The sequence below is a fragment of the Desulfobacterales bacterium genome (assembly GCA_021647905.1).
Taxonomy (GTDB): domain Bacteria; phylum Desulfobacterota; class Desulfobulbia; order Desulfobulbales; family BM004; genus JAKITW01.
In genome coordinates, this window is the sequence record JAKITW010000021.1 from 22261 (window position 1) to 35959 (window position 13699).

9 protein-coding genes are annotated in these 13699 nt (G+C 58.9%); 4 read left to right on the plus strand and 5 right to left on the minus strand.

Annotation, left to right across the window (positions count from 1 at the left end; genetic code table 11):
- The first annotated feature begins 289 nt into the window (after positions 1-289).
- The 3 genes from yejB to L3J03_05115 are packed head-to-tail and all read left to right on the plus strand — an operon-like array spanning position 290 to position 4085.
- A complete protein-coding gene (gene yejB / locus L3J03_05105) occupies positions 290-1366 on the plus strand; it encodes a microcin C ABC transporter permease YejB (GenBank protein ID MCF6290356.1) in 1077 nt (358 codons plus the stop codon).
- Positions 1363-2412: an ABC transporter permease gene (locus L3J03_05110; protein MCF6290357.1), complete on the plus strand. Its 1050-nt coding sequence runs from the start codon at positions 1363-1365 to the stop codon at positions 2410-2412. The genes yejB and L3J03_05110 overlap by 4 nt, the downstream gene beginning before the upstream one ends.
- Complete coding sequence (locus L3J03_05115; GenBank protein ID MCF6290358.1) at positions 2409-4085, plus strand: ABC transporter ATP-binding protein; 1677 nt, start codon at positions 2409-2411, stop codon at positions 4083-4085. Before L3J03_05110 ends, L3J03_05115 begins: the two co-directional genes overlap by 4 nt.
- Before the next feature lie 245 nt (positions 4086-4330).
- Here the strand turns inward: L3J03_05115 and L3J03_05120 are convergent, their stop codons facing one another.
- The 4 genes from L3J03_05120 to L3J03_05135 all read right to left on the minus strand — a co-directional run bounded on the left by L3J03_05120 (position 4331) and on the right by L3J03_05135 (position 10763).
- Positions 4331-6391, minus strand: a complete 2061-nt coding sequence (locus L3J03_05120) for an AsmA family protein (GenBank protein MCF6290359.1) — start codon at positions 6389-6391, stop codon at positions 4331-4333.
- Between the two features lie 125 nt (positions 6392-6516).
- Positions 6517-7137, minus strand: coding sequence for a metallophosphatase family protein (locus L3J03_05125; protein MCF6290360.1), 621 nt, complete (start codon positions 7135-7137; stop codon positions 6517-6519).
- A gap of 154 nt (positions 7138-7291) precedes the next feature.
- Positions 7292-9172, minus strand: a complete 1881-nt coding sequence (locus tag L3J03_05130; GenBank protein ID MCF6290361.1) for a CBS domain-containing protein — start codon at positions 9170-9172, stop codon at positions 7292-7294.
- A 109-nt stretch (positions 9173-9281) separates the two neighbouring features.
- On the minus strand, positions 9282-10763 hold the full coding sequence (locus L3J03_05135) for a leucyl aminopeptidase (GenBank protein ID MCF6290362.1): 1482 nt from the start codon (positions 10761-10763) through the stop codon (positions 9282-9284).
- Positions 10764-11077: 314 nt separating this feature from the next.
- On the opposite strand from L3J03_05135, the gene L3J03_05140 reads away from it, so the two are divergent.
- Positions 11078-12124 (plus strand): hemolysin family protein, encoded by a 1047-nt coding sequence (locus tag L3J03_05140; GenBank protein MCF6290363.1) that lies wholly within the window; start codon positions 11078-11080, stop codon positions 12122-12124.
- Here L3J03_05140 and mgtE read toward each other — a convergent pair.
- A complete protein-coding gene (gene mgtE / locus L3J03_05145) occupies positions 12121-13503 on the minus strand; it encodes a magnesium transporter (protein ID MCF6290364.1) in 1383 nt (460 codons plus the stop codon). The two genes, L3J03_05140 and mgtE, sit on opposite strands and share 4 nt — an antisense overlap.
- Between the last annotated feature and the right edge of the window lie 196 nt (positions 13504-13699).

Genomic DNA, 13699 nt, shown 5'->3' on the forward strand with positions numbered 1-13699 from the left:
GCCTGGAGTTTACCGGGTTGCCGGCGCCTTACCCTGTGATTGATTACGCTGGAACTTATTGTCACCGCCCCGGGCCGGGCCGGCCGGTTGTCTCCCCGGTCAATCCACTTGCCGTAGCCGGTTCGCCCTGGTATGTTTGGCAATCTCCGTAACCGGACATCGGGCCGGACCATAACTTTTGGACCGCAGCCACAATCAATAATAAAAATCTCTCCGGACAACGATCTTGGTCTGGAACGATTTTACATATAAACCTGTTACCCCTGTCCGCCGACGCCACTCGACAAACATGGCCGCCTATATCCTGAAACGCATCCTGTTGATGATCCCCACCCTGTTCGGGATCATGCTGATCACCTTTATGGTGACCCAGTTCGTGCCCGGCGGTCCGGTGGAGCGGATGATGGCTGAAATCGAGGGCCATGGCGCCAAGACCGCCCTGGGCGCCACCGGCGAGGTCCGGGCCGGCACCACCAGTGGTCTCTACCAGGGCAGACAGGGACTGGACCAGCAACGGATAGAGCAACTTAAAAAACTCTACGGCTTTGACAAGCCGCCGCTGGAACGGTTCCTGATCATGATGAAGAACTACCTGGTCTTTGATTTCGGCACCAGTTATTACCACCACCAGAGCGTGGTCCAACTGGTGATCTCCAAGCTGCCGGTGTCCATGTCCCTGGGACTCTGGTCCTTTCTGATCGTCTACCTCACCTGCATTCCGCTGGGCATCTCCAAGGCGGTACACCACGGCGACCGGTTCGATGTCATCTCCAGCAGCGTGATCCTGGTCGGCTACGCTATCCCCGGTTTTGTCCTGGCCATCCTGATGATCGTCCTGTTCGGCGGCGGCAGCTTCTGGAGTATTTTCCCGCTCCGGGGCCTGGTCTCCGACAACTGGTCCGAGATGAGCCTCATCGCAAAGATTCTCGACTATCTTTGGCACATGGTCCTGCCGGTCACCGCCAGCACCGTGGGCAGCCTGGCGGTGATGACCCTGCTGACCAAGAACAGTTTTCTGGAGGAGATCCGCAAGCAGTACGTGCTCACCGCCCGGGCCAAGGGGTTGGGGGAAAACCAGGTCCTCTACCGCCATGTGTTCCGCAATGCGATCATCCCGATCATCACCGGCTTTCCCGGTTCCTTTATCACCGCCTTTTTCACCGGCAGCCTGCTGATCGAGACCATCTTCTCGCTGGACGGGATGGGGCTGCTGGCCTACCAGTCGGTAATGAACCGTGACTACCCGGTGGTGCTGGGCACCCTTTATTTCTTTACGATCATCGGTCTGATCTCCCGCCTGCTTTCGGATCTGAGCTATGTGCTGGTGGATCCGCGGATCACCTTTGAGAGCGTGGAGCAGAAATGAGCCGCCGCCCGGGAACAGGCCTGGCCCGGCGACGCTGGCGGCGGTTTAAAAGCAACCGCCGGGGCTTCTACAGCCTGGTTCTTTTTTCCATCCTTTTTATCCTCGGCATGAACGCCGAGTTGATCAGCAACGACAAACCCTTTCTGCTCTGCTATCAGGATTCTTTTTACTATCCGGTCTTCAAGTCCTATCCCGAGACCCTGTTTGGCGGAGATTTTGATACTGAGACCGATTACCGCGATCCTTATATCCTGGAAAAGCTCACCACCAACGGCAACTGGGTCCTTTTCCCGATCAATCCCCACTCCTACAACTCCATCAACCAGGCGATAGAGGGACCAGTGCCCTCGCCGCCCACCCGGGCCAACTATCTCGGCACCGATGACCGCGGCCGGGACGTGCTGGCCCGGCTCATTTACGGGTTTCGACTGTCAGTGCTGTTCGGCTTCTGCCTGACCCTGGTGGGTACCGGACTGGGGATCATTGCCGGCGCGGTGCAGGGCTATTTCGGCGGCAAGACCGATCTTTTTTTTCAACGCTTCATCGAGATCTGGAGCGCCATGCCTGAACTCTATCTGCTGATTATCTTTGCCTCGATTTTCAAGCCCAGCGTCCTGCTGCTGATCATCCTGCTGTCCATGTTCGGCTGGATGGGGCTTTCCGACTATGTGCGGGCCGAGTTCCTCAAGGGCCGCAACATGGACTACGTCACTGCGGCCAAGGCCCTGGGGGTGGGCAACCTGACCATCATGTTCCGCCACCTGCTGCCCAACGGCATGACCCCGGTGATCACCTTTCTGCCCTTTCGGATGTCCGGCGCGATCCTGGCCCTGACCAGCCTCGATTTTCTGGGCCTCGGGGTGCCGCCCTCCACCCCGAGCCTGGGCGAACTGCTGGCCCAGGGCAAGAGCAATATCGAGGCCTGGTGGCTGTCGCTCTCCACCTTTGTGGTGCTGGTGGGCACCCTTGTCTTGCTGGTCTTTATCGGCGAGGCCCTGCGTGAAACCTTTGATCCCCGCCAATCCCTGGTCGCAAAGAAAAAATGATGAACTTGCTGGAACTCAAGGAGCTTTCGCTGACCATCCACACCGAGACCGGCCCGGAACAGGTGCTTGATTCGGTGTCCCTGACCGTTGCCCCGGGCCAGACCGTGGCCCTGGTGGGTGAGTCCGGCTCCGGCAAGTCGGTAACCGCCTTGTCGATCCTGAGACTCCTGGAACGGACCGCCACGGTGAGCATGCGCGGGGAGATTCTGTTCGAGGAGCAGGACCTCCTGACCAGCAGCGAGGAACAGGTCCGCAGGCTGCGCGGCAACCGGATAGCGATGATCTTCCAGGAGCCGATGACCTCGCTCAACCCGGTCTACACCATCGGCGCCCAGGTAATGGAATCCCTGATTCTCCACCAGGGACTTGCCAGACAGGAGGCCCGGGACAAGGCGATCAACCTGCTGGCCCGGACCGGGATTCCGGACCCGGAACAACGGCTGGCCAGCTATCCCCATCAACTCTCCGGCGGGCAACGGCAGCGGGTGATGATCGCCATGGCCCTGGCCTGCCGGCCGGCCCTGTTGATCGCCGATGAGCCGACCACCGCGCTGGACGTCACCATCCAGGCCCAGATCCTGGCCCTGATCAAGGACCTGCAACGGGAAATGGGCATGGCCGTACTCCTGATTACCCATGATCTCAACATGGTGCGCAAGATTGCCGGCCAGGTTCACATCATGCGCCAGGGCCGGATAGTCGAGCAGGGAGATACCGAACAGATCTTTACCAACCCGGTCGATTCCTACACCCGACATCTGCTGGCCAGCGTGCCCAGGGGCTTCCCGGAGCCAAGACCCCGGGGAGCCCCCCTGCTCACAATTAAGGACATGCGCTGTCATTTTCCGATCAAGGCCGGGTTCTTTAAAAAAACCGTGGGCCTGATCAAGGCGGTGGACGGGATCTCGCTCACCATCCGCCAGGGATCCACCTATGGGGTGGTGGGCGAATCTGGCTCGGGCAAGTCCACTCTGGGGATGTGTCTGTTGCGACTCACCGGCTGCCAGGGCCGGATCCGTTACATGCGGGAGAACGGGGAAATCGATCTGCTCGCCCTTGACATCGCCGGGATGAGGCCCCTGCGCAAGGAGTTGCAGGTGGTGTTCCAGGATCCTTTTTCCTCGCTCTCGCCCCGGTTGACCGTTGAGGAGATCATCAACGAGGGGCTCAAGGTGCATGGAATCGGCAGAGATAAAAGAAAACAGCGGCAACTGGTGGAACAGAGTCTGCTGGAGGTGGGGCTTGTTCCGGAGATGGCGGACCGCTATCCCCATGAATTCTCCGGGGGCCAGCGGCAGCGAATCGCCATTGCCCGGGCCGTGGCCCTGAAACCGCGGTTTCTGGTGCTGGACGAGCCCACCAGCGCCCTGGACATGACCATCCAGGCCCAGATCATCGAGCTGCTCAAGGACCTCCAGACAAGACTCGGAATGACCTATCTGTTCATCTCCCATGACCTGCGGATAATCCGGGCCCTGTGTGACGAGGTGGCGGTGATGAAGGAAGGGCTGATCGTGGAATCAGGACCGGCCGGCGAAATCTTCCGCAACCCCACCCATCCCTATACCCGCAAACTCTTTGCCGCGGCCTTTGGGCTGGAAACGGATGAGCCGGGAACTGGAGAAACAACCAGCATGGCCGGCCAATATGGTCCAGCCACAACAAAAGAATGAAAGATCTCCCCGCCATGGCGAGCGCGGCGCTTTGTGGCGACTTTCAGAGAACCTGTCCCCTGACAACGAGTAAGCGTTCACCAGCACCTCATCTTCACCCATTTGGGCCTGCTCGAATAGCACCAGTATGCTTCGCTGTCCCAAATGAACGAATCTAAGCCACTGGTAAACGCTTACGGGCATGAGGTTACCGTAAATCCGTACCCCCGGTGAACGGTTACGACAACGATAAATTGCAGCCCGGTTTAACGGCCGAACAGTTTCTCCAGTGTTCCGCCGATCTCTCCGGCATCCCCGTCCAGGGGGGCGCCGCTGTTTTTTATCGCACCCTTGTCCCTGTCTCCGGGTTTGGCGGCAGCGCCTTTTTCAACCTTTGCCAGTGCCGTCAGGCAGGGATTTTCGTCAGTTTCGTCCTTGCCGGCCAGGACCGCGGCAATACCCACCGGCCCGAACAGGGCGATACCGCCCGCTGCCTTGCCGATGGCCAGCGCGGTCTGGCCCGGATCAATGACCAGGGCCGGCCTGGCCAGGGTGCCGCCCAGCTTGAAGGATCTGGCCAACTCAGCGAGATTGAGATTGAAACCGGCCACCCCTTTCTTGGGCAAAGGCTTAAGCGCCAGGCTCAGTCCCTCGGTCTTCAGGTTGATCCTGCCGTCCCCGATAACGCTCATCCGCGGGGTGTCAAGGAGCAGGGCCGTGGACCGGGCCAGGCCGTTCTTGACTGCAAAACCGCTGACAAAACAGTTGGCCTCGGTGTAGTCGGATTTCTCTGCAAGCGGATTGATCATCCGTGTCAGGGAGCCGGCCAGGTCAACGCCGATGCGACCAAGCTGTTTGTTATTAATCCTGCCCTTGCCCATCACCAACCTGGTCCTGCCGTCAAGGCTTGCCATCAGCGCGGCCACCGAACCGCCGCTGCCGGCCAGATCGGCCTCGATATCCAGCTTGCCCGCAACCATTTCCCTGGCCCCGATCTCCTTGAGCAAACGGTCCAGATCGAGCTTTTCGATTTTAAAGGCAGCGGCCAGCACCGCCTTGTTGCCCTGTTCACGCAAGGCAAGCCGGCCGGTCATCGAGCCGCCGGCGATCTTGGCGGTCATGGGGTCCAGTTTGAGACGGCCGTCTTTCAAGATGATCCTGACGGAAAGATCGTCCACCATTGCCCGACGCAGGACCAGGCGACCGATTTTGACGATAGCGGTGAGATCCGCGGCCTTTAAGCCGGCCAGTTTTAACGGGGTATCAGGAAAGACCTTTTTCTCTTTTTCCGTGGCCGCGACTTCGGCCTTTTCTTCTGCCGGCTGCAGGGGGCGCAAGTCGAGCCTGTTCGAGGTCAGATCGGCGGTGAGCCGGGGCCGGGGACCGCCCAGGGCAACCGATGCACTGCCCTTGAGATCGGATTCACCAAGGCGGACCTCCAGACCGGTTATGGCAAGGGAACCGGCCGGATTACCGCCAAGGCCGGCCGACAGTGCGACCGGGCCGACATCAGGTATCCCTTTTATTCCGGCCAGACCGGCAAGCCGGCCCAGGGACGGCGAATCAAGGGAAACCGCCAGGTCAAGTTCCAGCCCCTTTTCGGCCAGGGCCATGGTTCCGGCCGCCTTGATGGTGGAACCGGCAGCAGTCACGGTCAGGTCCAGGGGCCAGGGTTCGGCCCTTGCCAGCAGGGCATCGAGCCCGGCAACGGTTCCATTGACACTAAAAGCGTTCCGGTTATAGCTCCCGTTCAGATCCAGGGCCAGCCGGTCCTGTGGTGCCGGGGCAATGGTCATATCATCCAGCAAAAGCGTGTAGGTTTTACCGGTCCGGCCGTCCAGATAGGTAACCCGGCCGTTCTTGATCCGCACATTCTCGAGCCGGATCCCCGGCCCGGCGCCCCCTTTCTTGTCCGGCGCAGTCTCTTTTTTCCTGGCGCTGAAAACCCAGTTGCCCTGGCCCTGCTTGTCGGTCTCAAGCAGGATATCCGGCTCGATCAGGATAAACTCCCGAACAACGATGTTTCGTGACAGCAGGGGCAGAAGGGCGACCTTGACCTGCAGTTTTTTGAGGCTAACCAGCTCCGGCCGCGAACCCCAGGCCGCGTTTTCAAAACCAACATCATCAACCACCAGGCTGGGGGTCAAGCCAAGCCGCAGACGGACCGGACCGGCAATGGTAAGGGTCCGGCCGGTGGCAACGGCGACCTGTTCCTCGAGTACCGGTTTGAGGTTGGCGTAGTCATAGGTGGAAATAAAGATGAAGACCGCCCCGGCCAGGACGACCAGAAAAACAACCGGAATCCCAACAGCCTTTTTCCATCCCATAATTCCTCCTCCCGCTCTCCCCTGCCGGACCATACGCCCTTTATCAGGAAAGGGCATAGAAGCGCGGCAAACCTGGAAGCTCGCTGTGCTGTGTTATGATAACCGTCTATTACTCACGGTCCGGTTCATCCGCTTCTTCGGATCATTCCCCAGTTCCAGGCAAGCACCGGGGTTTTGTTCGATAAAGCAAATATTTGAAACTCCATCTCGGGAAGGCTGAGGATCGCGCAGGTATGGTTGAACTTCGTGCTTCCCGGATTGATCACCAGAACATTGCCCAACTGTTCGGCAAAAACCTGGTGGGTATGGCCAACCACCAGTACATCGAATTCAGATCCTTCCAGTTCATCGGTCCATCGCTCTTTCCGGCTTGTCAGGAGCTGTGCATGTTCATCCAACAGGGTGATTCCCTCCATGAGTGACTGTGGAGGACTTGCATGAACCAGGTAGACACGCTTCCCTTTGAGGGTTACTTCCAGCCATAAAGGCAGTTTCTCGAAAAATGTAACAACCCGCGCTGATTTCCGGTCAGCAGGGCGGTTCAGATACCAGAGATCATGGTTACCCGGAATCGTTTCACATCCACTCCCAATAAGCAGGTCAACGGTTTGCTCCAGCTCCGTCCCGTAGCCGGCAATGTCTCCACCACAGAGAACACGATCCACCCCCTGCCTCTGAAAAACAGCCAGGGCTTCCCGCACGGGACCTGCCGTGGCATGCAGATCACTGATTAAGCCGATTTTCATGGACACGGTTCATTGGCCAGTCTTATGGCGCAGCAGTGAAAAAATCGTCTATCCGATTGTCCGGCTGGAGGGGCAGACCCTCGAAATTATCAATGTCAACGCCGGGGCCGGAACCACCAGGGCCCTGTTTTTTTATAATCGTGCGGTTACCGGCTCAGAGCGACTCTGATTCTTCACGGAAATGGGAAGGGAACTGATATTTTTTATTGGTAAACAGTTCGACACAGGCGTCCACTGCGGCGGGCTCGTAGCAGGTGCCGCGTTTTGCGCTGATCTCCCTTAAGGCATGTTCCACCCCCAACGCCGGACGGTATGGCCGGTGGGAGGACATCGCCTCCACCACGTCGGCCACGGCGAGAATCCTTGCCTTGAGCAGAATCCGGCCGTTTTTGAGTCCATGGGGATAGCCGCTGCCATCGAGCCGTTCATGGTGCTGGAGTACGATTTCGGCAAGCGGCCAGGGGAACTCGATTCCCTTCAGGATATCATAGCCCACGGCAGGGTGCGGTTGCAGGATCCCGAACTCAGCCTCGGAGAGCCGGCCCGGATGGCAGAGGATACCGGACGGCACCCGTATCTTGCCGATGTCATGGATGACTCCGGCCATGTAGACCCCTTCGACCTTTTCCCGGGACAGCCCCATTTCCCTGGCAATGGCCGCGGCCAGATCGGCCACTCTCCGCTGGTGCCCGGAGGTATAGGGGTCGCGCATCTCAACGGTCAGGGCCATGGCCTCAACCGCCCCGTTCATCGCCTTGGACAGTTGCCGGGTTCGCTCCACGACCCGCAGCTCAAGCTCTTCATGGACCCTTTTCAGTTCCTCCTCGGCCTGCCGGCGCTTGGTGATATCCCTGACCATCAGGAAGAAACCGACCAGGCGCTCCTGTTTGTCCCAGATGCCGGAGGCCCTGGCGCTGATACTCTGCCGCTTGTCGCCCTGACAGCGTTCGATGAGAAATGCCTCCCGGCCGCCCTTGCCGATGCTGTTGAGCACAAACTTTACCTGAGTCAACAGCGTTTCGTCGTTCTGGTGGACAGCCCCGATATCCAGGCCCAGGACCGCATCCTTGCCTACCCCGAAGATATGTTCGGCGCCGGGATTGAAATAAACGACCCGATGGTTGAGGTTAATGGCGATTATCCCGTAATCGATTGCCGAGTGGAGGATATTGTCGAGATAGGCTGTCTTTTCGGCAAGATCCCGGGTGGTGCTCTGGATAACGCTGTCCTTTTCCCGGATGATCTCGCTCAAGGCCTGGATATACTTGCCCTCAAGACCCTTGACGATATCAGACTGGGTGGTCAGCCCCTCGATCCGGCCCTTGCTGTCAATCACCACCAGGCGACGCAGCTTTTTTTCCTTCATGATCGCAACGGCCGTGGACAGGGAGGTGTCGCCATGGACCGTTTCCAGGGAGTCGCTCATTACCTCGGCCACCGTGAGGCGGGAGAGATCGGGGTGCTCGATGAGCAGATGGGAGGCATCGCGTTCGGTAATAATGCCCAGTGGTTGACGGCCATCCGTCACCACGATACAACTCATCGATTTTCTGGACATTTCGATCAGGGCCTTTCTGAGTCCCGCATCCCGGTTTACAGTGAAAACAACCCTGGTCATCACCTGGGACACCCGCTTGATGACCACGAACGACTCGTAGGTCAGGTGCTCGACGATATTGGACAGGGTAACGACCCCGACCGGGCGTTGATCCCCGTCCGCCACCACCAGATGGCGCATTCCCTGGGTGGAGAGCAGGTTGTAGGCCCCGAAGATGTCCATGTCCGCCGGGGCCGTAACCACCGGGGAACTCATCATCTCCCGTACCGGGCCGTCGTGAAACCGGTCCCATTCAGCGGCAACCAACTTGACAATGTTTCGCTCGGTAACAATGCCCACCGGCCGGTCCTGGTCCAGCACCACCACACAGCTGATGTTGTTGCGGGTCATCAACCCCATGGTTTCGGAAATCAAGGTGCCGGGCGAGACCCCGACAATGTCGGGAGTTAAAATATCCGCCAGTTTCTGTTTCTCCATTTTCTGACCTCGAGCACTGGTGAACGCTTTCAGGGACAGGCCCTGTCCTTTAAATCTCCCTGTTGTCACTCCATATAAGCCCAGCCGGAGACACCGGGCCGGGGTGTTGTTACTTCCAGTTACGGATCAGTTCAATAAAGGTTCTGGCCCCGATACCGGAAGGTCCTTTCGGTATATATGACTTTTCGGTAAAATTCCAGGCCGTGCCGGCAATGTCGAGATGGACCCAGGGGATATCGTTGACAAATTCCTGGAGAAATACGGCCGCGGTAATGGTGCCGCCGGCCCGGTTGCCCACGTTCTTGATGTCAGCCACCTCTGATTTTATCTGCTTGCGATACTCGGGACCCAGGGGCAGCCGCCAGACCGGTTCGCCGCTGCGCCCGGCAGCATCAGCCACCCGGGCGGCAAGATCGTCGTCATTGGCCAGCATCCCGGTCCGGTGATGCCCCAGGCCGATAACCACCGCGCCGGTCAGGGTGGCGATATCGATCACTGCCGCGGGTTTGAACTTTTCGATGGCATAGGCCAGGGCATCGGCCAGTATCAACCGTCCTTCGGCATCGGTATTGACCACCTCAACGGTTTTACCGTTGTAAACAGTGATGATGTCTCCTGGTTTAAGGGCCGCCGGGCCGGGCAGATTCTCGGTGGCCGGAACCACGGCCACCACGTTGACTTTTCCGGGCTTTTCCGCGGCCACCGCCTGCATGGCCGCCAGGACCGCGGCGCCGCCGCACATATCATACTTCATCTCTTCCATCTTGGCCGAGGGCTTGATGCTGATCCCGCCGGAATCAAAGGTAAGCCCCTTGCCCACCAGGAGCAGGGTCGGCGCTTTTTTCGATACCCGGTATTCAACGATCACCAGGGCCGGCGGCCGGGCCGAACCGCTGTTGACCCCGAGAATCCCGCCCATGCCCATTTTTTTCATCTCGTTCTTGCCCAGCACCGTGCAGACCAGGCTCCCGTCCCGGGCCAGCATCTCGCCGAACTCGGCAAAACTGGCCGGGGTCCAGACGTTTCCCGGTTCATTGGCCATGTCCCGGGCCGCGCAGCCGGCGGCCGCGGCTGCCGCGCCTCTCTTTATTCCCCTGGCCGTTGCAGCCCCGGTCGCACTGCTCAACAGTATGCTCTCAATCCTGCCCGGCGCCTCATCCTCCGGTTCAACGGTCATATATTTGCGGAATTGATAGGCGCCCAGCAAGAGCCCCTCGGTAAGACATTCAGCCATTTCGGCTGGATCAAAATCGAGCCGGCCGGGCAGGACCGCCATCATCTTTGTCGCCCTGGTCTTCTGGCCGGCGGCCGCTGCCGTACCGCCGGCCAGCCGGAAAAGCTCCCGGTCAAGTGGTTCCCGGCCCAGCCCCACCACCAGCAATCGATTCGCCTTGACCCCCTGTTGCGGATAGACCAACAGGGTCTGGCCGGCCTTGGCCGTGAAATCACCGCTCCGATAGGCCCGGTCGATAACCGGGTCCAGCACGGGATTGCCGCATACAGGTATGTTGTTCTCGGCCGGCCGGCGGACAAAATAGACCAGCAGGTCGCCGCTGAATGTTTCCGGCCTCCGTTGTGACGCTTTGATCATTCCATGCTCCTTTTTTCTTTGGACTTTCCCGGCTATTGACTAAGGTATTGCAATCGAAAAAACTCGTTTGCCGGTAAAATTGATGAACTCGTAACAACCCGAAAGGCTTCAAATGCCACCCAATAGAATCAACAAGTTACAAGACGAATCACGTCCGTCGAGCGGGTTGTTGCGAGACCGACAAAATTGTCAACCCGTGTAACCCCGTTATAATAACACCGGTATTTTTTACCATAAATCCATGGTTGCGGAAAAAAAATTTACCGCTGCCAGGGCAAGTCATCAGACCCAAGATCACAAGGAGGCCGCCGGTCGTGTACTTCCAGCTTTATCTCTCCGTCTTTCTCGCTGTTTCCGTCTCAGCGCTGTGCAGCATCTTCGAGGCCACCCTTTATTCACTGTCCGTCTCCCAGATCGAGGTGCTGGACCAGTCCGGCAAGAAGTCCGGCGCAATTCTCAAGAAACTGAAAAAAGACATCCATCGGCCGATCACCGCCATTCTCACCCTGAACACCATTGCCAACACCATGGGCGCGGCCGTGGCCGGGGCCTCCTTTATCGCGGCCTTCGGAGACCATTATCTCGGCCTCTTTTCCGCTGTTTTCACCCTGTTCATTCTGCTCTTCTCCGAGATCCTGCCCAAGACCGTCGGGGTGGCCTATGCCCGGGAACTGGCCCCGTGGGTCGCCGCGCCCATCCAGTGGATGATCAGGATTCTCGCCCCGGTCGTCTGGCTCTGCCGGGCAGTGACCCGCCTGATCCCGAAACGGAAAAAGGAACACTCGGTCTCCCAGGAGGAAATCCTGGCCATCGCGGTCCTCAGCCGCGAGTCCGGAGTGATCGACCCGGAACAGGAAAAGGTAATCGCCAATATCCTGAAACTCAGGAACAAGATCGTCCGCCAGGTGATGACCCCGCGCACGGTAACCTTTTCCCTGAGCGAACACCTGACCGTGGCCGAGGCCCGGGAGATGCAGGAGCAGTGGAATCGCCACAGCCGGGCCCCGATCTATGCCACCGACCCCGACGACGTGGTCGGCATCGTCCTGCGCAAGGATGTCTTCCTGGGCTCGAGCCCAGACTGCGGCGACAAACGGCTTGCCGAGCTGATGCAGCCGGTCCATTTCGTACCCGAGGCCGCCCCGCTCAACCGGATACTGCTCGACTTCTTCGAGCGGCGGCAGCATCTCTTTGTGGTGGTGGACGAATATGGCAGCGTCACCGGGGTAATCAGCCTGGAGGATATTATCGAGGAGATCGTTGGCCGGGAGATCGTTGACGAGACCGACCTGGCCAGCAATATGCGGGAGTTTGCCCGGAGAAAAAGAAAAATGCTCCAGGCCGGGACAAAAAAGGTCTAAAGATCCAGGAGCAGCTTGGCCACGCTGAAGTAGACCGACACCCCGAGGATGTCGATTGTGGTGGTGACAAAGGGTCCGGTGGCCACTGCGGCGTCGATGTCGAGCCGTTTCAGGGTCAGGGGGACGATGGTGCCCACGGTGGCGGCCAGGGTCATGGAAAAAAACACCGACAACCCGACCACCAGGCCGAGAAAGGCCGGGTCGCGATAGCCCAGGCTGGCAACAACTCCGAGCAGGGAGCCGTAGATGGCGCCCAGGATGATCCCCACCCGCATCTCCTTGAAGATCACCCGGGACAGTTCCTGCATGTTTACCCGGCCGGTGGCCATGCCGCGGATGACAATGGTGCTGGACTGGGTGGCGATATTACCGCCCATCCCCATGACAATGGGAATAAAGGCGGCCAGGGCCAGGACCTTCTGCAACTCGCTTTGAAAGCTGGTGATGATCAGCATTGCGGTAATCCCGCCCAGCCAGCTGGCAAACAGCCACGGCACCCGGGTCATGGCATTGGCCAGGGTGGGTTTCAACAGGATCTCCCGGTCCTTGCCGGCCCCGGCCATCTGGAGAAAATCTTCGGTAGCCTCTTCGCGGATAACGTCGATGATATCATCCACGGTAACGATCCCCACCAGATTGTAGGAGGGATCAACCACCGGCACGGCCAGGATATTGTACTGGGAGATGACATGGGCCACCTCTTCCTGATCAGTATCGGTTGTCACCGAGATCACCGAGGGGTTCATGATGTTTTTCAACTGCCGGTAGGGCGGATGGAGGAGCAGCTCCCGCAACGAAACCACTCCGGCCAACTGGTCCTCGCCATGGGTGATGTAGAGATAAAAGGCCATCTCCTTCTCTTCGCTGCGCTCCTGCACCTTGCGGATCGCGTCGCCAACGGTCAACTCCTCGTCCAGGGCCATGAAGTCCGGCGACATCAGGCCGCCGGCACTCTCGGGATGGTACTGGAGCAGTTCGTCAACCTCTTCCCGGTCCTCCTTTTCCATCAACCGCCGGATCTCATCGGCCATCTCCTGGTCAATGGCCTCAAGGAGATCGGCAACGTCGTCGGAGGGCATCTCCGCAACCACCGCGGCCATGAACTTGGGGGTGAGATCCTGGACAAGTTCCTGGATCAGGGACTGGTCGAGTTCGCTCAGAAACTCGCCCACCGCATCGGTCTGGATAATGATATTGAAGATACTCTTGCGGTCACCAGGGGTAAGGTGACGAAACACCCAGGCAATATCCGCCGGATGGGTCTTGTTGATCAGCTTGATGAGATGGGCGACCGCACCACGACGATTCAACCGCCGAAAGGTGTCCAGCAGGACCAGCCCTTCATTGCCGATTAATTCTCGCTTGGTTTGCCGTTCCATATCACTGCCCTGTAGTGGTCAACCGGTTTGCATCAGGCCCGGGAAAATCCAGGACCGGGGAGATAGCATCGTAAACATTCAGTAAACCCCCTCCTATCGGGAAAGGGGTTTTCTTCTACCAACGGCCGCTCCATTGAGAAGGGCCGGCTGTTCATAAACAGGCTATCAAGCAGGAACTCGCTTCGCCGCAACGGCG